25 protein-coding genes are annotated in these 22,733 nt (G+C 70.7%); 17 read left to right on the forward strand and 8 right to left on the reverse strand.

Annotation, left to right across the window (positions count from 1 at the left end; genetic code table 11):
* Positions 1-9: 9 nt before the first annotated feature.
* The 6 genes from tolB (at position 10) to P8627_RS03680 (ending at position 6,689) form a co-directional block, all read left to right on the forward strand.
* A complete protein-coding gene (tolB, locus tag P8627_RS03655) occupies positions 10-1,371 on the forward strand; it encodes a Tol-Pal system beta propeller repeat protein TolB (RefSeq protein ID WP_279966227.1) in 1,362 nt (453 codons plus the stop codon).
* A 31-nt stretch (positions 1,372-1,402) separates the two neighbouring features.
* Entirely contained in the window at positions 1,403-1,912 is a 510-nt protein-coding gene (gene pal, locus P8627_RS03660; protein WP_279966228.1) for a peptidoglycan-associated lipoprotein Pal, read from the forward strand.
* Positions 1,912-2,739 carry a tol-pal system protein YbgF gene (gene ybgF / locus P8627_RS03665; RefSeq protein WP_279966230.1) on the forward strand — a complete coding sequence of 276 codons (828 nt, stop codon included), beginning with the start codon at positions 1,912-1,914 and terminating at the stop codon, positions 2,737-2,739. The genes pal and ybgF overlap by 1 nt, the downstream gene beginning before the upstream one ends.
* Positions 2,726-3,922, forward strand: coding sequence for a tRNA lysidine(34) synthetase TilS (tilS, locus tag P8627_RS03670; protein ID WP_279966231.1), 1,197 nt, complete (start codon positions 2,726-2,728; stop codon positions 3,920-3,922). The genes ybgF and tilS overlap by 14 nt, the downstream gene beginning before the upstream one ends.
* Positions 3,923-3,997: 75 nt before the next feature.
* Complete coding sequence (ftsH, locus tag P8627_RS03675; RefSeq protein ID WP_279966232.1) at positions 3,998-5,914, forward strand: ATP-dependent zinc metalloprotease FtsH; 1,917 nt, start codon at positions 3,998-4,000, stop codon at positions 5,912-5,914.
* 190 nt (positions 5,915-6,104) lie between these two features.
* Positions 6,105-6,689, forward strand: a complete 585-nt coding sequence (locus P8627_RS03680) for an MOSC domain-containing protein (RefSeq protein ID WP_279966233.1) — start codon at positions 6,105-6,107, stop codon at positions 6,687-6,689.
* Between the two features lie 95 nt (positions 6,690-6,784).
* On the opposite strand, the gene P8627_RS03685 is transcribed toward P8627_RS03680, so the two are convergent.
* Positions 6,785-6,970, reverse strand: a complete 186-nt coding sequence (locus P8627_RS03685) for a hypothetical protein (RefSeq protein ID WP_279966235.1) — start codon at positions 6,968-6,970, stop codon at positions 6,785-6,787.
* Positions 6,971-7,130: 160 nt separating this feature from the next.
* Between P8627_RS03685 and P8627_RS03690 the strand changes: the two genes are divergently transcribed.
* Together P8627_RS03690 and folD are read left to right on the forward strand one after the other, a co-directional pair.
* Positions 7,131-8,804 (forward strand): formate--tetrahydrofolate ligase, encoded by a 1,674-nt coding sequence (locus P8627_RS03690; protein ID WP_279966236.1) that lies wholly within the window; start codon positions 7,131-7,133, stop codon positions 8,802-8,804.
* 145 nt (positions 8,805-8,949) lie between these two features.
* On the forward strand, positions 8,950-9,855 hold the full coding sequence (gene folD, locus P8627_RS03695; RefSeq protein WP_279966237.1) for a bifunctional methylenetetrahydrofolate dehydrogenase/methenyltetrahydrofolate cyclohydrolase FolD: 906 nt from the start codon (positions 8,950-8,952) through the stop codon (positions 9,853-9,855).
* A gap of 28 nt (positions 9,856-9,883) precedes the next feature.
* Here the strand turns inward: folD and P8627_RS03700 are convergent, their stop codons facing one another.
* The gene (locus P8627_RS03700; RefSeq protein ID WP_279966238.1) at positions 9,884-10,633 is read right to left on the reverse strand and encodes an alpha/beta fold hydrolase; all 750 of its coding nucleotides are present in this window, start codon (positions 10,631-10,633) and stop codon (positions 9,884-9,886) included.
* A 97-nt stretch (positions 10,634-10,730) separates the two neighbouring features.
* Between P8627_RS03700 and P8627_RS03705 the strand changes: the two genes are divergently transcribed.
* A complete protein-coding gene (locus P8627_RS03705) occupies positions 10,731-11,213 on the forward strand; it encodes a hypothetical protein (protein ID WP_279966239.1) in 483 nt (160 codons plus the stop codon).
* Here P8627_RS03705 and cobT read toward each other — a convergent pair.
* Positions 11,210-12,211, reverse strand: a complete 1,002-nt coding sequence (gene cobT / locus P8627_RS03710; RefSeq protein WP_279966240.1) for a nicotinate-nucleotide--dimethylbenzimidazole phosphoribosyltransferase — start codon at positions 12,209-12,211, stop codon at positions 11,210-11,212. The genes P8627_RS03705 and cobT overlap by 4 nt on opposite strands.
* Before the next feature lie 87 nt (positions 12,212-12,298).
* On the opposite strand from cobT, the gene cobS reads away from it, so the two are divergent.
* The 4 genes from cobS to P8627_RS03730 are packed head-to-tail and all read left to right on the forward strand — an operon-like array spanning position 12,299 to position 15,082.
* Positions 12,299-13,033, forward strand: a complete 735-nt coding sequence (gene cobS / locus P8627_RS03715; protein WP_279966241.1) for an adenosylcobinamide-GDP ribazoletransferase — start codon at positions 12,299-12,301, stop codon at positions 13,031-13,033.
* Between the two features lie 10 nt (positions 13,034-13,043).
* Positions 13,044-13,724 (forward strand): molecular chaperone DjiA, encoded by a 681-nt coding sequence (locus P8627_RS03720; protein ID WP_279966242.1) that lies wholly within the window; start codon positions 13,044-13,046, stop codon positions 13,722-13,724.
* A gap of 1 nt (position 13,725) precedes the next feature.
* On the forward strand, positions 13,726-14,742 hold the full coding sequence (locus P8627_RS03725; protein WP_279966243.1) for an endonuclease/exonuclease/phosphatase family protein: 1,017 nt from the start codon (positions 13,726-13,728) through the stop codon (positions 14,740-14,742).
* A 4-nt stretch (positions 14,743-14,746) separates the two neighbouring features.
* Complete coding sequence (locus P8627_RS03730; RefSeq protein ID WP_279966244.1) at positions 14,747-15,082, forward strand: hypothetical protein; 336 nt, start codon at positions 14,747-14,749, stop codon at positions 15,080-15,082.
* On the opposite strand, the gene P8627_RS03735 is transcribed toward P8627_RS03730, so the two are convergent.
* Positions 15,079-15,777 carry a CDP-alcohol phosphatidyltransferase family protein gene (locus tag P8627_RS03735; RefSeq protein ID WP_279966246.1) on the reverse strand — a complete coding sequence of 233 codons (699 nt, stop codon included), beginning with the start codon at positions 15,775-15,777 and terminating at the stop codon, positions 15,079-15,081. The genes P8627_RS03730 and P8627_RS03735 overlap by 4 nt on opposite strands.
* Before the next feature lie 47 nt (positions 15,778-15,824).
* Positions 15,825-16,391 (reverse strand): recombinase, encoded by a 567-nt coding sequence (locus tag P8627_RS03740; protein WP_279966247.1) that lies wholly within the window; start codon positions 16,389-16,391, stop codon positions 15,825-15,827.
* A gap of 158 nt (positions 16,392-16,549) precedes the next feature.
* Here P8627_RS03740 and P8627_RS03745 point away from each other — a divergent pair, with 158 nt between their 5' ends.
* The 3 genes from P8627_RS03745 (at position 16,550) to P8627_RS03755 (ending at position 19,656) form a co-directional block, all read left to right on the forward strand.
* Positions 16,550-17,728, forward strand: coding sequence for an aspartate aminotransferase family protein (locus P8627_RS03745; RefSeq protein ID WP_279966249.1), 1,179 nt, complete (start codon positions 16,550-16,552; stop codon positions 17,726-17,728).
* 76 nt (positions 17,729-17,804) lie between these two features.
* Entirely contained in the window at positions 17,805-18,731 is a 927-nt protein-coding gene (argF, locus tag P8627_RS03750; protein ID WP_279966251.1) for an ornithine carbamoyltransferase, read from the forward strand.
* Positions 18,724-19,656, forward strand: coding sequence for a DMT family transporter (locus tag P8627_RS03755; protein ID WP_347882287.1), 933 nt, complete (start codon positions 18,724-18,726; stop codon positions 19,654-19,656). Before argF ends, P8627_RS03755 begins: the two co-directional genes overlap by 8 nt.
* On the opposite strand, the gene P8627_RS03760 is transcribed toward P8627_RS03755, so the two are convergent.
* Positions 19,628-20,458, reverse strand: a complete 831-nt coding sequence (locus P8627_RS03760; protein WP_279966252.1) for an ABC transporter permease — start codon at positions 20,456-20,458, stop codon at positions 19,628-19,630. The genes P8627_RS03755 and P8627_RS03760 overlap by 29 nt on opposite strands.
* A 132-nt stretch (positions 20,459-20,590) precedes the next feature.
* Between P8627_RS03760 and P8627_RS03765 the strand changes: the two genes are divergently transcribed.
* Positions 20,591-21,202, forward strand: coding sequence for a GcrA family cell cycle regulator (locus P8627_RS03765; RefSeq protein WP_279966253.1), 612 nt, complete (start codon positions 20,591-20,593; stop codon positions 21,200-21,202).
* A gap of 61 nt (positions 21,203-21,263) precedes the next feature.
* Here the strand turns inward: P8627_RS03765 and pssA are convergent, their stop codons facing one another.
* Together pssA and P8627_RS03775 are read right to left on the reverse strand one after the other, a co-directional pair.
* Positions 21,264-21,995 (reverse strand): CDP-diacylglycerol--serine O-phosphatidyltransferase, encoded by a 732-nt coding sequence (gene pssA / locus P8627_RS03770; protein ID WP_279966254.1) that lies wholly within the window; start codon positions 21,993-21,995, stop codon positions 21,264-21,266.
* Entirely contained in the window at positions 21,995-22,690 is a 696-nt protein-coding gene (locus tag P8627_RS03775) for a phosphatidylserine decarboxylase (protein ID WP_279966255.1), read from the reverse strand. The genes pssA and P8627_RS03775 overlap by 1 nt, the downstream gene beginning before the upstream one ends.
* Between the last annotated feature and the right edge of the window lie 43 nt (positions 22,691-22,733).

Here is a 22,733-nt window from a genome sequence, read left to right on the forward strand (position 1 = left end):
ATCGCGGCCATGCGTCCCAACCCCCGCGAGGCTCGCCCCGTGAGACGATTCCTGATCGCGCTGACCGCCCTCCTATTGGCCGCGCCGACCCTTCCCGCCGTCGCGCAGAACAGCGACGGCCCCCTTCGCATCACCATCACCGACGGCGTGATCGAGCCGCTGCCCTTCGCGGTGCCCAACTTCGTGGCGCGCAACGCCGAGGCCGGGCAGCTGGCGCAGGACATCACCCGCGTGATCGCCGCCGACCTGTCCAATACCGGCCTGTTCCGCGAGATCCCGCAGGACGCCCATATCGCGCGCGTCTCCAATTTCGACTCGCCCGTGCAATGGTCCGACTGGAAGGCGATCAACGCCGAGGCGCTGATCACCGGCTCGGTCCTGGTGGAAGGCGACGGCCGCATCGTGGTGCAGTTCCGCCTGTTCGACGTGTTCAGCGAACAGCCGCTGGGCGACGGGCTGCAATTCGTCGGCACCGTCGAGGGCTGGCGGCGCATGGCCCACAAGGTGGCCGATGCCGCCTATAGCCGGATCACCGGCGAGGGGCCCTATTTCGACAGCCGCGTGGTCTTCGTCTCGGAGACCGGACCGAAGGACGCCCGCCAGAAGCGGCTGGCGGTGATGGATTACGACGGCGCCAATGTCAGCTACCTGACCTCGTCGGATGCGATCGTGCTGGCGCCGCGCTTCTCGCCCGACGGGCGCAGCATCATCTATACCGGCTACGAGAGCGGCTTTCCCCGGGTCACGCTGATTGACGTGGCGACGCTGCAGAAGCGCACCGTGGGCGGGCTGGACCAGAACATGAGCTTCGCGCCCCGCTTCTCGCCCGACGGGCAGCGCGTGGTCTATTCAGCCGAGAACGCGGGCAATACCGATCTGTACCTGCTGGACATCGCGACCGGGGCGCAGGCCCGGCTGACCAACGCGCCTTCGATCGAGACGGCGCCCAGCTTCTCGCCCGACGGCAGCCGGATCGTCTTCGAAAGCGACCGCTCGGGGCAGCCGCAGCTCTACATCATGCCCGCTGGCGGCGGCGAGGCGCGCCGGATCAGCTTCGGCGAGGGGCGCTACGGCACGCCGGTCTGGTCGCCAAAGGGCGACTACATCGCCTTCACCAAGCAGAATGCCGGGCGCTTCCATATCGGCGTGATGCGCGAGGACGGCTCGGAGGAGCGGCTGCTGACAGGCGCCTTCCTCGACGAGGGCCCGACCTGGGCGCCCAATGGCCGCGTCGTGATGTTCACGCGCGAAAGCCCAGGCGCGTTGGGGGCGCCTGCGCTCTATACCGTGGACATCACCGGACGAAATCTGCAACGTGCGCCGACCCCGGCGGCCGCGTCCGACCCATCCTGGGGCCCGCTTCTCAACTAGAGGCCCCCTCACGAAGACGAGGATCGAGCACATGAAACCCTTCGCAATCCTGATCGCCGCCACCTTCGCCCTGGCCGCCTGCGGCGACCGGCTGGGCGGCGGCAATGCCGTGGACCTGAATGCCGGCGGCTCCGGCGCGGGCGGCTTCGTGCCGGGCAGCGCCAGCGACCCGGCCTCGGTGGCCTATTTCCAGCAGAGCGTGGGCGACCGCGTGCTGTTCGCGGTCGACCAGTCGACCCTGTCGCCCGAGGCGCAGAACACGCTGTCGGCGCAGGCGCGCTGGCTGCTGGCGAACCCGGCCTACACCGCGCTGATCGAAGGCCATGCCGACGAGCAGGGCACCCGGGAATACAACCTCGCGCTGGGCGGCCGCCGCGCCAATGCCGCGCGCGACTACCTGGTCAGCCAGGGCGTCCCGACGACGCGGCTGCGCACGATCAGCTACGGCAAGGAGCGGCCGATCCAGGTCTGCTCGACCGAGGCCTGCTACAGCCAGAACCGCCGCGCGGTGACCGTGCTCTCGGCGGGCGCGGGGGTCTGATGCGGCTTGCGCTCGTCTTCGCCGCGCTTCTGGCCCTGCCCGCCCAGGCGCAGCAGGACCAGACGCTGGCCGATATCCGTCAGCAATTGTCCGTGCTGCAGGTCGAATTGCAGGGCCTGACGCGGGAGCTGAGCACCACGGGCGCGCCCGCCGTGTCGGTGGGCGGGTCGTCGGTGCTGGAGCGGATCGACAGCATCGAGGCCGAGCTGCGCCGCCTGACGCAGGCGACGGAGCGGATGTCCTTCCGCATCGAGAGCGTAGCGCAGGACGGCGGGCGGCGGATCGAGGACCTGCGCTTCCAGCTTTGCGAGCTGACGCCGGATTGCGAGCTGTCGGCCCTGCCCGCGCCGACGCCGTTGGGCGGCGCGGCGGAGACCGGTGCGGCCGCCGGCGGCAGCATCGCCCCGGCCCCCGAGGCCCCTGCGGGGGGCGGCGCGCAGATGGCCGTGGGCGAACAGGCCGAGTTCGACGCGGCGCAGGCCGCGCTGGAGGAGGGCCGCAACGCGGAGGCCGCGCAGGCCTTCGAGCGCTTCCTGACCGCCTATCCGACCGGTCCGCTCTCGGGCGACGCGCAGTTCTTCCGGGGCCAGGCGCTGGCCGCCGATGGGCAGGCCGCCCCGGCCGCCCGCGCCTATCTCGAAGCCTTCTCGGGCAACCCCGAAGGCACCCGCGCGCCCGCCGCCCTTCTGGGGCTGGGCCGCGCGCTGGGCGAGCTGGGCCAGACCGACGAGGCTTGCCTGACCCTCGCCGAGGTCGGCACGCGCTTCCCGCAGGCCCCCGCCGCCGGCGAGGCGCAATCCGCCCGGGCGGAGCTTGGCTGCCTCTGACGCCGTCGCCCGCGCCCTGTCCGGGCTGGAGGGCCCCGCGGGGATCGCGATCTCGGGCGGGGGCGATTCCACCGCACTCCTGCTCCTGGCGCAGGAAGCGGGGCACCCTTTGCGCGCGGCGACAGTGGATCACGGGCTGCGCGACAGCTCCGCCGCCGAGGCGCGGGCGGTGGCCGGGCTCTGCGACGCGCGTGGCATCCCGAATGACATCCTGATCCTGTCGCTGAATCCCGGTCCGGCGCTTCAGGCCCGCGCGCGCGACGCGCGCTACGCCGCGCTGGCAGACTGGGCGCGGGCGCAAGACCTGGCCGCCGTCCTGCTGGGGCATAGCGCGGATGACGTGGCCGAGACGCTGCTGATGCGCCTGGCGGACGGGGCGGGGCTGGATGGGCTGGCGCGCATGCGGGCGGATTTCACGCGCGGCGGCACGCGCTTCCTGCGCCCGCTGCTGGACGCATCGCGCGCCGAGCTGCGCGCCGTGGTCGAGGCGGCCGGCCTGACGCCGATCGAGGACCCGTCGAACACCGACACGGGTTTCGAGCGCGTGCGCGTCCGCCGGGCGATGGCGGCGCTCGATCTGGAACCCGCGCATCTGGCACGCTCGGCCGCGGCGCTGCGGGACGCGGCCGATGCGCTGGAGGACCGGACCCGCGCGGCGGCGCGCGCGATCTGCACCGCGGACCGGGGCGACTGGCTGATCGATCGCGCCGGGCTTGCCGCCCTGCCCCGCGACTTGGCGCGCCGCGTTCTGCTGGCCGGGCTACGCTGGATCGGCGGGGGCGACCATCCGCCGCGCCATGCCGAGCAGCTGGAATTGATGGAGCGGATCGCCGCCGGCGCGCCCGCGACGCTGGCCGGCTGCCTGCTGACGCCGGAGGGCGAAACGCTGCGCCTGGCCCGCGAACCCGCCGCCGCCGCGGCCGTCCCCGACGCCGCGCCCGGAACGGTCTGGGACGGCCGCTGGACCGTCGAAGGGCCTGATGACAAGGCCCGCATCCATGCGCTGGGCGCGGCGGTGTCGCAGACCGACTGGCGCGCCTCCGGGCTGCCGCGCCGGTCGCTGATGGCCGCCCCCGCGGCGTTCCGCGACGGCGCGCTGGTGGCGGCCCCGTTGGTCGCGCCCGTGCCCGGCTGGTCCGTGCGTTGTCGCGAACCGTTCACCGGAAGGGACGACAGACGTTGAACCCGGGGCCCATATGCTTACATTTGCGACAACCACAGGCGCGGGGCCGATCCCGCGCGATCAGGAGGGAATTCCTTGGGTAACGCGCGCAACATCGCCTTCTGGGTCGTCCTCTTCGTGCTCGTCATGGCGCTCTTCCAGCTCTTCTCGGGCGGCGGGTCGTCGATGTCGGCCCGCGAGGTGCCCTATTCCGACTTCGTCAGCCAGGTCGAAGGAGGCTCCGTCTCCTCGGTGACGCTGGACGGCGAACGGATCATCTTCAACGGATCCGGCGGGGGCGAACAGTTCACGATCAAACCCTCGGACGTCGACGTGACCGAGACGCTTCTCAACAACGACGTCCGCATCATCGCCGAAAGCCAGGAGCAGTCGGGCTTCATGTCCGCGCTGGGCCTGTGGCTGCCGTTCCTGGTGCTGATCGGCATCTGGATCTTCTTCATGAACCGGATGCAGGGCGGCGGCAAAGGCGGCGCGATGGGCTTCGGCAAGTCCAAGGCGAAGCTGCTGACCGAGAAGCATGGCCGCGTGACCTTCGACGACGTGGCCGGCATCGACGAGGCGAAGGAGGATCTCGAGGAGATCGTCGAGTTCCTGCGCAACCCGCAGAAATTCTCGCGCCTGGGCGGCAAGATCCCCAAGGGTGCGCTTCTGGTCGGCCCTCCGGGCACCGGTAAGACGCTGCTGGCACGCGCGGTCGCGGGCGAGGCGGGCGTGCCCTTCTTCACCATCTCGGGGTCGGACTTCGTCGAGATGTTCGTGGGCGTGGGCGCGTCGCGCGTCCGCGACATGTTCGAGCAGGCCAAGAAGAATTCGCCCTGCATCGTCTTCATCGACGAGATCGACGCCGTGGGCCGGTCCCGTGGCGTGGGCTACGGCGGCGGCAATGACGAGCGCGAGCAGACGCTGAACCAGCTTCTGGTCGAGATGGACGGCTTTGAGGCCAACGAGGGCATCATCATCATCGCGGCCACCAACCGGCCCGACGTGCTGGACCCCGCGCTGCTGCGCCCGGGCCGTTTCGACCGCCAGATTCAGGTGCCGAACCCCGACATCAAGGGCCGCGAGAAGATCCTCGGCGTCCATGCCCGCAAGGTGCCGCTGGGCGCCGATGTGGACCTGCGCATTATCGCGCGCGGCACGCCCGGCTTCTCGGGCGCGGACCTCGCCAACCTCGTGAACGAAGCGGCGCTGATGGCCGCCCGGATCGGGCGCCGCGTGGTCACGATGATGGATTTCGAGTCCGCCAAGGACAAGGTGATGATGGGCGCCGAGCGCCGCTCGATGGTCATGACCGAGGACGAGAAGAAGCTGACCGCCTATCACGAGGCCGGCCACGCCGTCGTCGGCCTGAACGTCCCGCAGCACGACCCGATCCACAAGGCGACCATCATCCCGCGCGGGCGCGCGCTGGGCCTGGTGCTGTCGCTGCCCGAACGGGACCAGCTGTCGGTGAGTTGGACGAAGTACACCTCCAAGATCGCCATGGCGATGGGCGGGCGCGTGGCCGAGGAGTTGGTCTTCGGCAAGGAGAACGTCACCTCCGGCGCGGCCTCCGACATCCAGCAGGTGACCAAGATCGCCCGCGCGATGGTCACGCAGTTCGGCTATTCCGACGAGCTGGGCATGGTCGATTACGCCAATGAGCAGCAGAGCTACCTGGGCGCCTATCAGGGCGGCGGCAACGTATCGCCGGACACGCAGCGCAAGATCGACGAGAAGGTCAAGGAGCTGGTCAACGAAGGCTACGAGACCGCCAAGCGCATCCTCACCGAGAAGCGCGAGGATCTGGAGCGGCTGGCGAATGGTCTGCTGGAGTACGAGACGCTGACCGGGCCGGAGATCATGAAGGTGATCAACGGCGAGGCGCTCGGCCACGACGACGATGACAGCGGCGCGGACACCTCGGGCGGCAGCAGCCTGACCGCCATCCCCAAGACCAAGCCAAAGCGGAAGGGCCCCGATATCGCGCCCGAGCCCGAACCCTCGGCCTGATCCCGCGAACATTGCAAACGGCCCCGGTCCCCACCGGGGCCGTTTTGCGTTCTGACCCCGGCGGGGCGTCTGGGACGACGCATCGCGCCCGCGATCAGGGCCCCCGAGATGCGGGCCGACGGGATGGGCTGACGCGGGCGGGGATGCCCTGTATCAGGGCCGCGCCGTCCGTCCCCATCGGAGCCGTCCCATGCCCGCACTCGTCCCAACCGATATCTACGGCCGCATCGAATGGCTCGGCCTCGTCCCCGACCGCGACGCCGCGCTGACTGCGACACCGCGCGACATGCTGCGGCTGGGCTTCGCGGGGCCCGAGGGGGAGGCGCATGGTGGGCTGACGCGGCCGTCCTGTTCACGCGTCACCTCGCAGCATCCCCGGGGCACCGAGATCCGCAACGTCCGCCAGCTCTCGGTCGTCAGCCGCGAGGAGCTGGACGCGATCGGTGCCGCGTTGGAGCTCGACAGCTTCGATCCCGCCTGGATCGGCGCGACGCTGGTGGTGTCGGGCATTCCCGATTTCTCGCATCTGCCCCCCTCGGCCCGGCTGCAGGGCGAGGATGGTGTGACGCTGGTGGTCGACATGCAGAACCGCCCCTGCCACCTGCCCGTCCCCGTGATCGAGGCGGCGCGGCCCGGGCGCGGGAAGGGCTTCAAGACCGCCGCGAAGGGCCGCCGCGGCGTGACCGCCTGGGTCGAGCGCGAGGGCGTCCTGCGTCTGGGGGAGCGTCTGCGCCTGCACGTGCCCGAGCAGAGAGCGTGGCAGGGCGCTGCGTGAAGACATGAAAACGCCCCGGGAAGTGGCAGCTTCCCGGGGCGTCTGTTACGGATCGGAGGCCGCTGGCCCGGCCGTCGAAGCGATCCGCAAACCGGTCAGACGAGCGCGAGGCCCAGAACGGTGGCAAGGATCAGTCCGGCAATGAATCCGGCGTGGATGGCAATACTCGTGGCAGTCATGACAAGCTCCTTCGGCAAATACTCGCCGGTCAATGTTGGCAGGCAGGATGCCCATTGAACGCCGACCCAGACTGTCGGTTCCAGCGATTCGCTGCAAATCACGTTTCGCGGCCATTCAAGGCAAATGCGTGAACACTCCGTTCCATCCCCCTGACGCCGCCCGCGGGAAGAATGTCGCATTCCGGCGCAACAGGCAGGCCCCGCTGGCCCTAGGCAGGGCGCGAGACCTCATCCCAGCCCTCCGACCCCGAAGGACCCCGCCATGCCGCTGACCGATATCGAGATCGCCCGCGCCGCGAAGAAGAAGCCCATCCAGGAGATCGGCGCGGGGATCGGCATCGGGTCCGACGACCTGCTGCCCTACGGCCACGACAAGGCGAAGGTGAGCCAGGACTTCATCGAGGCGGTCCGCGAGCGGCCGAACGGCAAGCTGATCCTGGTGACCGCGATCAACCCGACCCCGGCGGGCGAGGGCAAGACGACCACCACCGTGGGTCTGGGCGACGGGCTGAACGCGATCGGCAAGAAGGCGATGATCTGCATCCGCGAAGCTTCGCTGGGGCCCAATTTCGGCATGAAGGGCGGGGCCGCGGGCGGCGGCTATGCGCAGATCGTGCCGATGGAGGAGATGAACCTCCACTTCACCGGCGACTTCCACGCCATCACCAGCGCCCATTCCCTGCTGAGCGCGATGATCGACAACCATGTCTATTGGGGCAATGCGCTGGAGATCGACATCCGCCGCGTCGTCTGGCGGCGCGTCGTCGACATGAATGACCGCGCCCTGCGCCAGATCACGGCGTCGCTCGGGGGCGTGTCGAACGGCTTCCCGCGCGAGGCCGGCTTCGACATCACCGTCGCCTCCGAGGTGATGGCCTGCCTGTGCCTTGCCACCGATCTCAAGGACCTGCAGCGCCGGCTGGGCGACATGATCGTGGCCTATCGGCGCGACCGGACGCCCGTCTTCTGCCGCGACCTGAAGGCCGATGGCGCGATGACGGTGCTCCTGAAGGACGCGATGCAGCCCAATCTCGTCCAGACGCTGGAGAACAACCCCGCCTTCGTCCATGGCGGGCCCTTCGCCAACATCGCGCATGGCTGCAATTCTGTCATCGCGACCACCACCGCGCTGAAGCTGGCCGATTACGTGGTGACCGAGGCGGGCTTCGGCGCGGACTTGGGCGCCGAGAAGTTCATGAACATCAAGTGCCGCAAGGCCGGGCTGGCCCCCGATTGCGTGGTGCTCGTGGCGACGATCCGCGCGATGAAGATGAATGGCGGCGTGGCCAAGGCCGATCTGGGCGCCGAAAACGTCGAGGCCGTGAAGGCCGGCTGCGCCAATCTCGGCCGCCATATCGGCAACGTCAAAAGCTTCGGCGTTCCGGTGGTCGTCGCGATCAACCATTTCACCGGCGACAGCGAGGCCGAGATGCAGGCCGTGCGCGACTATGTCGAGAGCCAGGGCTCGGAGGCGATCGTCTGCAAGCATTGGGCCGAGGGCTCGAAGGGGACCGAGGCGCTGGCCCGGCGGGTGGCCGAGATCGCCGATGCGGGCGCCGCCAATTTCGCGCCGCTCTATCCCGACGAGATGGGCCTGTTTCAGAAGATCGAGACCATCGCCAAACGCATCTACCACGCCGACGAGGTGCTGGCCGACAAGAAGATCCGCGACCAGCTGCGCGCCTGGGAGGAGCAGGGCTACGGCGACCTGCCGGTCTGCATGGCGAAGACGCAGTATTCCTTCTCGACCGATCCGAACCTGCGCGGCGCGCCGGTGGGGCATTCGGTCCCCGTCCGCGAGGTGCGGCTCTCGGCCGGGGCGGGCTTCGTCGTGGTGATCTGCGGCGAGATCATGACCATGCCCGGCCTGCCCCGCGTGCCGAGCGCGGAGAATATCCGCCTCAACGACGCGGGCGAGGTCGAAGGGCTGTTCTGAACCTGCGCCGTCCCGCGCCCGGCGCGGGGCGCTTGCCGGGCCGGGCCTCCGGCGGAGGTATTTCCGGCCGGATGACGCCCGCGGACGCTGGACGCCGGGCCGGGGCCCGTGCCATCCCCGCGCCGACAGTCACGAGGAGCCGCCCATGACCGCCACCCTGATCGACGGCCGCGCCTTCGCCGCCCGCATCCATGCCCGCGTCGCCGAGGAGGTCGCGCGGGTGAAGCGCGCGGGCGTGACGCCGGGGCTGGCGGTGGTGCTGGTCGGCGAGGATCCCGCCAGCGCGGTCTATGTGCGCAGCAAGGGCAAGCGGACCCACGAGGCCGGCATGCATTCCGAGGAGCATCGCCTGCCCGCCGATGCCTCGCAGACGGCGCTGATGGAGACGGTCGCGCGGCTCAACGCCGACCCGGCCATTCACGGTATCCTGGTGCAGCTGCCCCTGCCCACGCATCTGGATGCCGATGCCGTCATCAACGCCATCGACCCCGCCAAGGACGTGGACGGATTCCATATCTCCAATGTCGGGCTCTTGGGCAGCGGGCAGAAGGCGATGGTGCCCTGCACGCCGCTCGGCTGCCTGATGATGCTGCGCGAGCACCTGGGCTCCCTGTCGGGCCGGGAGGCCGTGGTGATCGGGCGGTCGAACATCGTGGGCAAGCCGATGGCGCAGCTTCTGCTGCGCGACAGCGCCACGGTGACCATCGCGCATTCGCGCACCCGCGATCTCCCGGCGGTCGTGCGCCGCGCTGATATCGTCGTGGCCGCCGTGGGACGGCCCGGAATGGTGACCGGCGACTGGATCAAGCCGGGCGCGACGGTGATCGACGTGGGCATCAATCGGATGCCGGCGGGGGTGAAGGACGACGGCACGCTCCGCACGCGGCTGGTGGGCGATTGCGATTTCGACAGCTGCGCCGCGGTGGCGGGCGCGATCACGCCGGTGCCGGGCGGCGTGGGCCCGATGACCATCGCCTGCCTGCTGGCCAACACACTGACGGCCTGCTGCCGGGCGCACGGGCTGGCCGAACCGGAGGGGCTGACGGCCTGAGGCGCGGAGATCGCGCGCCCGACCGCGGTCAGGCGTCGAGGAAGGCGCGCAGCGCGGCCTCGAACTCGCGCGGCTTCTCGGCATGCAGCCAGTGGCGCGCGCCGGGGATCCGGGCGAAGCGGGCCTGCGGAAACAGCGCCTTGATGCGGTCGCGATGCTCGGGGCGGACATAGTCGCTCTCGCCGCCCGACAGGAACAGCGCGGGGCCGTCGAAGCGGCCCTCGATCTCCGGAAAGCCCACGATCTTCGGCATCTCGGCTTCCAGCGCGTCGAGGTTCAGCGTCCAGCGCCCCGCCGCGGCGTCCAGCGATTGCAGCAGGAAGGCGCGCGTGCCGTCATCGGGCACCCGCGCGAGTTGTTCGGCGGCCTCCGAGCGACGCGCCACGCGCGACAGGTCGACCGCGCGCATCGCCTCGATCAGATGCGCCTGGCTGTGGTCGTAGGCCACCGGGGCGATATCGGCGACGACGAGGCGGCGCAGGCGCTCGGGCTGGGTCAGCGCCAGCGTCATCGCGGCCTTGCCGCCCATGGAATGGCCCAGCAGGTCATGCGGCCGGTCGCCCGCCGCCTGCGCGAGATCGGCGGCGAGGTCGGGATAGGAATGGCTGTCGCGCCACGCGCTGTCGCCGTGATTGCGCATGTCGACGGCCACAACCTCGCGATCGGAGGAGAGCCGCTTGGCGATCACGCCCCAGTTGCGCGCCGAGCCGAAGAGGCCATGCGCGATCATCAGCGGAGGGCGGTCGGTCGGCGTGCCGTGGCGGATCGTGTTCAGCATGGCGCCCGATTACCGCCGCCCCGCTTCGAAGGCCAGCCCGCCGGCTTAAGCGCGCCACGCATTGCGCGGGGCCGGCGCGGCGGCTAGGGCGTGGCCCATGTCCGAGCCCTTGCATATCCTGCGCCCTTCCGCCCCGCGCCGCGCGGTGGGCTTCGTCATCCAGCTTGTGCTGGGCATCCTGCTTCTGTGGCTTGCGATCGCGCATCCGCCCGCGGCCCTGGGCTGGCAGCTCATGCTGCTGGCCCTGGGGATCGGCGCGCTGGTGCTGGCGCAGGCCGGCTGGCGCGGCTCCTCCGTCGCCATCGAGCTGCGCGAGGACGGGCTGTTCCAGGCCGACGGGCGGGTGATCGCGCCGCTGGACGAGATCGCGTCGGTGGACCGCGCGCTCTTCAGCTTCAAGCCGTCGAACGGCTTCATCGTGCGGCTGCGCCAGCCGCTGGGCCGGGCCTGGGTGCCCGGCATGTGGTGGCGCGTCGGCCGGCGGCTGGGCGTGGGCGGCGTGACGGGCGGGGCCGAGACCAAGATCATGGCCGACGCCCTGTCGATGATGGTGGCCGAACGCGACGCACGCGGCGTCTAGCCGTCGCTGACGCCGGCCTCGGCGAAGGTGGCCATGCCGGAATGGCAGGCCAGCGCGCCCTTCAGGACCTGGATCGCGAGTGCCGCGCCCGACCCCTCGCCCAGGCGCAGGCCCAGCGACAGGAGCGGCGTCTTGCCCATCGCCGCGAGCATCCGGTCATGCGCGCCCTCGGCCGAGAGATGGCCGGCGAGGCAATGGTCGAGCGTGGCCGGACTCTCGGCCCAGAGCGTCAGCGCGGCGGCGGAGCCGATGAAGCCGTCGAGGATGACCGGAATGCGATGCGCCCGCGCGCCCGCGACGGCGCCCGCCATGGCGGCGATCTCGCGCCCGCCGAGCGCGGCCAGCACCTCGAGCCCCGTGCGCCCCGGATTGGCGGCGAGCCCGGCCGCGATGGCGGCCTCCTTGCGCGCGAGCCCCACGTCGTCGACGCCGGTGCCGCGCCCCGCCCAATTCTCGCCGCCCAGAATCGCCGTGGCGATGGCCGCGGCGGAGGTGGTGTTGGCGATGCCCATCTCGCCGGCCACCACGAGATCGGCATCCGGGGCGACGGCCGTCCAGCCGGTCGCGAAGGCGAGGCAGGCCTCGGCCTCGGTCATCGCGGGGCCACGGGTGAAATCGGCCGTCGGGCGGTCGAGCTCCAGCTCGTGGACGTCCATCCGGGCGCCGGCGAGCCGAGCCAACTGGTTGATCGCGGCCCCGCCGGCGCGGAAATTGGCGACCATCTGGATGGTGACCTCGGCCGGGAAGGCGCTGACGCCCTGCGCGGCGACGCCGTGATTGCCCGCAAAGACCAGGACCTGCGGCGCCGCGATCTCGGGCCGCGGATCGCCGCGCCAGCCCGCGTACCACTGCGCCAGCTCCTCCAGCCGGCCCAGGGCGCCGGGCGGCTTGGTCAGCTGGCCGTTGCGCGCCGCCGCGTCCCGCCCGGCGGCGGTGTCGGGGCCGGGCAGATCGGCAAGGGCGGTGCGGATGGCGGCGAAGTCGTGAAGCTCGGGCAAGGGGCACTCCTGTCTGGTCCGCCCGGGTTTACCGGCGGCGGCACGGGGGCTATGCGACGAAACGGCCCCCTGCCGTCAAGGTGCGACATGTCATTGAAATCCGACCTCGTCTCGGCCGGCATGCTGCTGACCCGGCTGCCGGTCCGGGGCACCCCCACCGACCCGGCCGCGCGCGCGGCCTGGGCCTGGCCCTTGGCGGGGCTGGCCGTGGGGCTGATCGCGGGACTGGCCGGGCTGATCGTGGGCAGCCTCGGCTTCGCGCCCGGGGTCGCGGGCGGGGCCGCGCTGATCGCGATGATCCTGGCCACCGGCGCGCTGCACGAGGACGGGTTGGCCGATGTCGCCGACGGCTTCTGGGGCGGGTTCGACCGCGCCCGGCGGCTGGAGATCATGCGCGACAGCAGGATCGGCGCCTATGGCGTGATCGCGCTGATCCTGTCGCTGGGGCTGCGCTGGCTGCTGCTGGCGGAGGCGGCGGCGCAGGGTGCGATCCTCGGGCTCGCGGTGGCGGCCGCGATGGCCGGCCGCGCGGCGATGCCGGTGCTGATGCGCTGGCTGCCGCCGGCGCGCGCGGACGGGCTTTCGCAGGGCGCGGGCGTCCCCGGGGCCCGCGGGACGGGGATCGCGCTGGGTCTGGGCGCGCTCGCGTTGCTGCTGCACGGCCCGGCCGCCGCCCTTCTGGCCGCGGCGCTCGCGGGCGCGGCGGTGCTGGGGCTCGGGCTGATCGCGCGCGCCAAGATCGGCGGGCAGACCGGCGATGTGCTGGGGGCGGGGCAGCAGGTCGCGGAAATCGCCGTTCTCGCGGCGCTGACGGCGGGTTAGGGTCCGGCCCATGTCGCTCTGGACCCGCATTCTCGACGCGCTGTCGGCGCTCGCCCCGGGGGAGCGGCTCTCGGCGCTGTTCGACCGGCTGCGCGCGCCGCCGGAACGCTCCGTCGCCTTCACCATCGCGGTGATCGCGCTGGGCGCGAAGATGGCCAAGGCCGACGGCACCGTGACCCGCGCCGAGGTCGCGGCCTTCCGCGAGGTCTTCACCATCCCCCCCGAGGAGGAGGCCAACGCCGCCCGCGTCTTCGATCTGGCCCGGACCGATGTCGCGGGGTTCGAGGATTACGCCCGCCGCATCGCGTCGATGTTCGAGGACGATCCCGACACGCTGCGCGACCTGATGGAGGGGCTGTTCCACATCGCGATGGCCGATGGCGACTACCATCCGGCCGAGGACGATTTCCTGGCCCGCGTGGCGCGCATCTTCCGGCTCGACGACCGGACCTTCCGCTCGCTCCGCACCCGCTTCGTGCCCGGCGCCGAACCGGATTGCTACGCGGTTCTAGGTGTCACCCCGGACACCCCGATGCCCGAGATCCGGGCGGCGTGGCGCCGCCTCGTGCGCGACACGCATCCCGACCGGATGATCGCCCGCGGCCTGCCGGAGGAGGCGATCAAGCTGGCCGAGAAGCGCATGGTCGCCATCAATCGCGCCTGGGAGCGGATCCAGGCGGGTACCGCCTGAAATGCGACCGGGCTTCCGCTTCGCGACCTGGAACGTCGAATGGTTCGACCGGCTGTTCCGCGACGACGGCACGCCCGACCACAGCCGCGGCTGGTCGGCGCGCTACGAAGTGACGAAGGCCCGCCAGCTCGACGCCATCGCGACCGTGTTCCGGCAGATGGATGCCGACGCGATCCTCGTGATCGAGGCGCCCGACGCCTCGACCCGCCGCTCCTCGCGCGCCGCGCTCGAGATCTTCGCCGAAGGCGCCGGGCTGCGGACCTCGCGCGCGATGCTGGGCTTCGAGAACGAGACCCGGCAGGAGATCGCGCTGCTCTACGATCCAAACGCGGTCACGCCGCGCCACCGGCCCGGCGACCATGACGGCGCGCCGCGATTCGACCGCGAACTGGGCGTCGATCTCGACAGCGACTTGCAGGCCGAGCGTCTGGTCTGGTCGAAGCCGCCGCTGGAGCTGGATCTCGGCACCGATATCGGCCCGATCCACCTGATCGGCGTGCATGCCAAGTCGAAGGCCGCGCATGGCATCCGCGACCCGGAGGAACGGTTGCGCACCGCGATCCAGAATCGCCGCAAGCAACTCGCGCAATGCGTGTGGCTGCGCCGCCGCATCGAGCATCGCCTGGCCGAGGGCGAACGGCTGATCGTGGCGGGCGATTTCAACGACGGCCCGGGGCTCGACGGCTACGAGTCGCTCTTCGGCCGCTCGGGCGTCGAGATCGTGCTGGGCGACGGGTCGCGCGCGCTGCACGATCCCAGCGCGGTCCATGCGCGGGTCGGCGCGGCGATGCCCTCGACCGCCCGGTTTTGGGACAATAGCCGCAAGCGCTACATGAACGCGCTTCTCGATTTCGTCATGGTCTCGGCCGATCTCGTGCCGGGCGCGACCTGGCGGATCCTGCATCCGTTCGACGACCCGGCGGCGGCGAAAGACGACCTGCTGCGCGAGGCCCTGCTCGACGCGTCGGATCATTTCCCGGTCGTGCTTGACCTGCCCCCGGCCCCGCCCCAACCTTGAGCGCATGCGACGCCTCGTCCTGATCCTGGCCCTGAGCGCCACGCCCGCCGCCGCGCAGCAAGAGGGCGACAGCCTGATGGAGCGCGGCTTGCGGCTGTTCATGGACGGGCTGATGCAGGAGATGGAGCCCGCCTTGCGCGACCTCGAAGGCATCGCGCGCAACGCCGCGCCGCTTCTGGAGGAGTTGCAGAAGGAACTGGGCGAGACGCTGTCGGAGCTCGACGCCTATCACCCGCCCGAATTCCTGCCCAATGGCGACATCCTGATCCGCCGCAAGGAGCCGCTGGATCCCGATCTGCCGATGCCGGAGCCCAACGCGGACGGCTCCATCGACCTCTAGGCGAGGCGGCGGCGCCCAAGCGCCTGCTGCGCGATCCCCGCCAGGAGCAGGTAGGCGCTGGCCGCCGCGAAGGCCCAGCCCGCGACCCGCCCCAGGCCGAATTCGCCCCAGGCAGCGGCGAAGGCGAGGCCCAGCCAGGCCAGCGTGACCGCCAGGGTCAGCGGCCGCCAGCGGTCGGTTCGCACCGGGTGCACGAAGCGCAGCGGCAGGAACATCGCCACCGAGAGCAGGATCGACACGACCAGCGTCAGCCAGGGGTTCGGCTCCAGCACGAAGACGACGAGTGCCACCATGTTCCAGCAGCCGGGGAAGCCCTCGAAGCTGGCATCCTCGGTCTTCATCCGCACATCCGCGAAATAGAGCGCGCCGGCGAAGGGCACGACCGTCAGGATGCCCCAGCCCGCCCAGCCCGGCACCAGGCCCGAGGCGTAGAGCGCGTAGACCGGGATGAAGACATAGGTGAGGTAGTCGATGATCAGGTCCAGCATGACCCCGTCGAAGCGCGCCGCGTGCAGCGTCACGTCCCAGCGCCGCGCCAACGGCCCGTCGATCCCGTCGACGGCCAGCGCCGCGAGCAGCCACAGGAACATCCACGACCAGTTGCCCTCGACCGCGGCCAAGAGCGAGAACATCGCGAAGACCGCACCGGTCGCGGTCAACAGGTGCACGGAAAGGGCGCGGGTCCGGGGCCACATGACCCACATCTGGACCGCGCCGTCAGCCTTGTCGAGGGTGGCGGGCCTCAGCCGCCGACGCGCACTTCGGGGACCGGATAGCCCATGCTGTCGCTGGCGTCGAAGTTCCGATGGCAGTCGTGGCAGAAGGCCTGGCTGGCATTGAGCGGCTTCCCGTTGGGCATCACGCCCGAATAGAACCAGTTGTCGAACTCGGGCGCGTCATCGACCTTCGTCATGTAGAAGAGCGGCCCGACCCGGGCGGTGCCGTCGCGGATGGCGATGCTCTCCTTGGCCAGGACGGAGCCGACGGGCATTTCGAAGTCCCCCTCCTCGTAGGCCAGGTATTGCTCGGCCGCGATCTCGTTGGCGAAGGTCAGAAGGAAGCGCTCGCCATGCGGGCCGGCCACGGCAGGACGCGTCCCGGCCTGGACCCAGCCGCGATATTCGCCGGCAAGCGGGTCGTCGCCTGAGCTGTAGCCCGCGAGCATCCGCTCGGACATGCAATCGTAGAGCGCGGCGATCCCCGCCTCGTCGAGATCCCAGTGATCGCCCTCGACGGTACAGGCGTGCTCGGCTGCGGCCGTGGGCAGGGTGAGCGCTGCGAACGCCGCGGCGGTGGTGATGCGGAACATGTGGTCCTCCTCCAGTTGTGCGCAGAAGGCTAGGCCGCGCGCGCCATCACGGTCATTCCACGTTCGCGTGACGCCCGCGTGTGCACCGCGCCTCGATTGACTTGGCATGCGATTTCCGCCACCCCGAACGCTCATCCCCAGACAGAAAGGCCACGGCGATGATCCCCCCTGTCCTGCCCACCTACAACCGCGCCCCCCTGAGCTTCGTCTCGGGCGAGGGGTCCTGGCTGGTGGAGAAGGATGGCCGACGTTTCCTTGATCTGGGCGCGGGCATCGCGGTGAACGTGCTGGGCCACGCGCATCCGGGGCTGACCCGGGCGCTGACCGAGCAGGCCGGCGCGCTGTGGCACACCTCGAATCTCTACCACATCCCCCAGCAGGAGGCGCTGGCCGAGAAGCTGGTCGCGGCGACCTTCGCCGATACCTGCTTCTTCACCAATTCCGGCACCGAGGCCTGCGAACTGGCGGTGAAGATGGCGCGCAAATACTGGTCCGAGAAGGGCCAGCCCGAGCGTCACGTGATCCTGGCCTTCACCGGCAGCTTCCACGGCCGCTCGGCCGCGGGCATCGCCGCGGCGGGGTCCGAGAAGATGACCAAGGGGTTCGGCCCCCTGCTGCCGGGCTTCCGCCACCTGTCCTTCGGCGATCACGACGCGCTGCGCGCCGCCATGGCCGAGCCCGATGTCGCCGCCGTGATCCTCGAGCCCGTGCAGGGCGAGGGCGGGATCGTCCCGGTCCCCGATGTCTGCCTCAAGGGGCTGCGCGATCTCTGCGACGAGACCGGCGCGCTGATGATCCTCGACGAGGTGCAATGCGGCATGGGCCGGACCGGCAAGCTCTTCGCGCATGAATGGGCGGGCGTGTCTCCCGACATCATGATGGTCGCAAAGGGCATCGGCGGGGGCTTCCCGCTGGGCGCGCTGCTGGCCACCGAGCGGGCGGCCGCCGGCATGGGCGCGGGCACGCATGGCTCGACCTATGGCGGCAACCCGCTGGCCTGCGCGGTGGGCAACGCCGTGATGGACATCGTCGCCGACGAGGCCTTCCTGGCCGAGGTCCGCCGCAAGTCGGCCCGCTTCCGCCAGGGGCTTGAGGCGCTGGTCGCCACGCATCCCGACATCTTCGAAGCGGTGCGCGGCTCGGGGCTGATGCTGGGGCTGAAATGCAAGGTGCCCAACACCGACGTCCTCCAGGCGGCTTACGCGCAGGAGATCTGCGTGGTGCCCGCCGGCGACAACGTGGTCCGCATCCTGCCCGCGCTCAACATCACCGATGACGACCTTGCCCAGGCGCTCGACCGGCTCGACCGCGCGGCGGCGAGCCTCGTCCCCGCCTGACTTCCTCTGGCCGAACATACCTTCGGGGGGTCCGGGGGGCAGACAGCCCCCCGGCCTCTCCGTTCGGAGACCCGACATGACCCATTTCCTCGACATCCACACCACCGACCGCGCGGCCCTGCGCGCCATCCTCGACCAGGCGGAGGCGATGAAGGCCGCCCGCGGCGACCGCCCCAAGGGCACCCCCGACGACGAGCTGCCGCTGCAGGGCCGCGTCGTGGCGCTGATCTTCGAAAAGCCCTCGACCCGGACCCGCGTCAGCTTCGACGTGGGCGTGCGCCAGCTGGGCGGCACGTCGATGGTGCTGTCGGGCGCCGAGATGCAGCTGGGCCATGGCGAGACCATCGCCGACACGGCCCGCGTGCTGTCGCGCTATGTCGACCTGATCATGATCCGCACCTTCGGCGAGGACATCCTCCACGAGATGGCCGAGCACGCGAGCGTGCCCGTCATCAACGGGCTGACCGACAATTCGCATCCCTGCCAGATCATGGCCGACGTGATGACCTTCGAGGAGCATCGCGGGCCCATCGCCGGCAAGCGCGTGGCCTGGATGGGCGACGGCAACAACGTCGCTCAGAGCTTCCTGCACGCCGCCGAGCGCTTCGGCTTCGATTTCACCTTCTCGGGGCCGCAGCAGCTCGACCCGCCCGAGGCGCTTGTCGGCGGCCTGCGCCGGGCGGGCCGCGACGTGCGGATCGAGCGCGATCCGGCGCGAGCCGTGGCCGATGCGGATCTCGTGGTGACCGACACCTGGGTCAGCATGGGCGACGCCGAGAGCTCGCGGCAGCGCCGCCACAACCTGCTGCGCCCCTACCAGGTCAACGAACGCCTGATGGCCGCCGCACCCGAGCACGCGCTGGTGATGCATTGCCTGCCCGCCCATCGCGGCGAGGAGATCACCGACGGCGTGCTCGACGGGCCGCGCTCGGTCGTGTTCGACGAGGCCGAGAACCGGCTGCACGCGCAAAAGGCGATCATGCGCTGGTGCCTGGGTGTCTGACGCCGCCGGGCCGTCCGCGCGGACGGCCGGTCCCCTGATCGCCATCGCCTTCATGGTCGCCGCGACCGTCTTCATCGCGGCCACGACGCTTCTGGCCAAGGCGCTGGGCACCGCGGCGCTGGGCGCGCCCCTGCATCCGTTCCAGATCACCTTCGGACGCTTCCTCTTCGCCGCCATCGCGGTCTTCGCGACGGTGGCGGCCCTGCGCCCCACGATCGGCACCGCGCAGTGGCGCTGGCATCTCGGCCGCGTGATCTGCGGCTGGGGCGGCGTGACGCTGATGTTCGCCGCCGTCGCGACCATCCCGCTGGCCGAGGCGACGGCGATCAGCTTTCTCAACCCCATCGTCGCGATGGTGCTGGCCGTGATCCTGATGGGCGAGAGCGCGGGCCCGGTGCGCTGGTCGGCCGCCGCGATCGCGGTGGCGGGCGCAATCCTCCTGCTGCGCCCGGGGATGGGCGTCGTGGCCCCGGGCGCGCTCCTGGCGCTAGGCGCGGCTTTGGCGCTCGGGGCGGAGGTTCTGTTCATCAAGCGGCTGACGCGAACCGAAGGGCCGCTGGCGATCCTGGCCTTCTCGAACGGGATCGGGCTGGTGCTGGCGACGCTGACCGCCCTGCCCGTCTGGCAGCCGCCCACGCACCCGCAATGGGCCGCGATGGTCGCGTTGGGCGTCTTGATGGCCTGCGCGCAGGGCTGCTTCGTCAATTCCCTGCGCCGGGCCGAGACCTCGCTGGTGACGCCCTTCAGCTACCTGACGCTGGTCTTCGCGGGGCTCTACGACCTGGTGATCTTCGGCGTCCTGCCCGACGCGGTGGGCTGGGCGGGCGCGGCGCTGATCGTGCTGGGCGCGGGGCTTCTGGCCTGGCGCGAGGGCCGCGCGCGCCCGGCGCTGCCGCTCACGCCTTCAGGCGGTAGCCGGTCCTGAACATCCACCACGCGACGCCCGCCATGAGGATCGTCGCCGCGACGACCACGCCGAAGCCCAGCCACGGCGAGCTGTCCGAGACGCCCAGCACCGCGTGCCGCAGCCCGTCGATCAGGTAGAAGACGGGGTTCGCGTGGCTGAGCGCGCGCATGAAGGGCGGAAGGGTTTCGAGCGAATAGAACGTCCCCGACAGGAAGCTGAGCGGGGTGACGATGAAATTGGTGATCGCCGCGATCTGGTCGAACTTGTTGGCGAAGACCCCCGCCACCAGCGCGAGCGAGCCCAGGAACGCCCCGCCCAGCGCCACCCAGACCAGCGCCATCACCGGGTTCGCCACGCCGAGCCCGATGAAGGGAAACAGGATCAGCATGATCGCGATGGCCACGAAGATCCCCCGCGCGATCCCGCCCGCGAGATAGCCCGCCACCAGCTCGGCGGCCGAAAGCGGCGGCATCAGCGTGTCGACGATATTGCCCTGCACCTTCGAGATCACGATCGAGGAGGAGACGTTGGCGAAGCTATTCTGGATGACGGTCATCATCAGGATGCCGGGCGCCAGGAAATGCAGGAAGCTGACCCCCATCACCTCGCCGCGCCGCGTGCCGACGGCCAGCGTGAAGATCAGCAGGAACAGCCCCGCCGTGACCAGCGGCGCCAGCAGGGTCTGGGTCCAGACGGCCATGAAGCGGCGCACCTCGCGCTCGGCCAGCGTGCGCAGGCCCAGCCAGTTGACGCGCCCGAAGCGGCGCACGCCCTGTTCGGATCGGGGACGCTCGGGGCGGCGTGCGGCGGTGTCGGTCATCGGGAGCCTCTCGATCGCGGGAGCCGGGCGCTTGTGACCCGCCCGGGCGATGCTTACAATAGAGCTTTCCCCGCGATCGCCACCCGTATCAGAGGTCGCCGCGCGGGACCGAGCAGAGACTAGGAGACACCGATGGCCTGGACCGACGATCGCGTCGAGACGCTCAAGCGCATGTGGAGCGAAGGGGCCAGTGCGTCCCAGATCGCCAAGGAACTGGGCGGCGTGACGCGCAACGCGGTGATCGGCAAGGTTCACCGCCTCGGCCTGTCGAACCGCAACGCCGATGCCGATGCGAAGCCCGAGCCCGCGAAGCCCGAGAAACCCAAGGCCGCGAAGCCCGAGGCCGCCAAGACGCCCGAGCCCAAGAAGCCCGCGCCCGAAGCCCCGGCCGCGGATGACGAGGATGACGACGACGAGCCGCGCACCATGGCCGCCGTGCCGCAGGGCGCGAACGTGACGCCGTTGCGCAAGCCCTTGATGGCGGGCCAGCCCCTGCCCCCGCAGCCCTCGGCCAACGAGATCAGCCCCGAGGCGCTGGCCAAGGTGAACGCGGTCGAGAAGACGGCGAAGAAGATCAGCTTGATGGAGCTGACCGAGCGGACCTGCAAATGGCCGATCGGCGACCCGGCCACGCCGAAATTCTGGTTCTGCGGCCTGCCCGTGCAGGCGGGCAAGCCCTATTGCGAGGCGCATGTCTCGGTGGCGTTCCAGCCCATGTCCTCGCGCCGCGACCGGCGCCGCTGACCCACCGCGTCGCCACGGGCGCCGGGTGTCCGGCGCCCGGGACGCGACGCGCGCGCGGGCCTCAGCCCAGCCGCTTCTTCAGCGGCCCCCAGGCCAGGAGCGCGACGTAGATGAAGGTCGCGCCGACATGGAACACCCAGATCCGCGTCAGCATCAGCCCGATCACCAGCGCCGCGGCCAGCAGCACGTAGACCGCGTTGTCGCGGCTGATCTTCATCGACTTGAGCGAGATCGTGTCGAATCGCGCGATCATCAGCGCGCCCACCCCCAGCACCCATAGGGCGATCACCGCCTGCACCTCGCGCAGGTCGGCGAAGCCCGACAGGTAGAGCGTCACCGGAAAGATCCCCAGCATCGCGCCGGCCGGCGCGGGCACGCCCGAGAAGCTGCCCTTGGTGTTGGTCTCGGCCTTTGCGGCCACGTTGAAGCGCGCCAGCCGCAGGCAGCAGCAGATCGCGAAGGCCAGCGCCGCGATCCAGCCCATCCCGGCCATGCCCTCCAGCCCGAAATGGTAGACGAGCATCGCGGGAGCCACGCCGAAGCAGACGAAATCCGAGAGCGAATCGAGCTCGGCCCCGAAGGGCGAGGCCGCGTTCAGCCGCCGGGCCAGCAGCCCGTCCATCCCGTCGAGGAGCGCCGCGAAGATCAGAAGCCCCGCGGCGAGGTTGAACTGGTCGGCGAAGGTGAAGCGGATCGAGGTCAGCCCGAAGCAGAGCCCGAGAATCGTCACCAGGTTCGGCAGCAGCATCACGACCGGCATCGGCCCGTCGCCGCGATCGCGCACCCGCGGCATCAGTCCGTCCGCGCCGCGGCCGGGCTGTCATCGCCCAGCTTCGCGATGATCGTCTCGCCCGAGGTCATCGTCTGGCCGATGGACACGCGCGGCGCGGTGCCGTCGGGCAGGTAGATGTCGAGCCGCGAGCCGAAGCGGATCAGGCCGAAGCGGCCGCCGCGTTCCAGCCGCGCGCCCTGGTCGACCTCGCAGAGGATCCGCCGCGCCACGAGGCCCGCGATCTGCACCACGCCCAGCGTCGTGCCGTCCTCCATGGTCAGGACCATGCCGTTGCGCTCGTTCTCCTCGGAGGCCTTGTCGAGCTCGGCCGACAGGAACTTGCCCGGCCGGTAGGCCAGCGCGGTGACCTCGCCCGCGACGGGCGCGCGGTTCACGTGGCAATCGAAGACCGACATGAAGACCGAGACCCGGGTGCGCGGCGCATCGCCGAGGCCCAGCTCGGCCGGCGGAACGGCCGGCTCGATCAGCGAGACGACCCCGTCGGCGGGACTGACGACCAGCCCCTCGTCCATGGGCGTCACCCGGACCGGGTCGCGGAAGAAGTAGTAGCACCAGATCGTCGCACCGAGGCCCAGCCAGCCCAGCGGCGACCAGAGCAGGTAGAGAAGCACCGTGACCACGCCGAACACGGCGATGAACTTGGGCCCCTCGCGGTGGACGGGCTTCACGAAGGTGCCGAGAAGGCTGACGCTCATGGGGTTCTCCTGCAGGAACGCAGCCAGATAGCGCGGCGGGCGC

The sequence above is a fragment of the Jannaschia sp. GRR-S6-38 genome (assembly GCF_029853695.1).
GTDB lineage: Bacteria > Pseudomonadota > Alphaproteobacteria > Rhodobacterales > Rhodobacteraceae > Jannaschia > Jannaschia ovalis.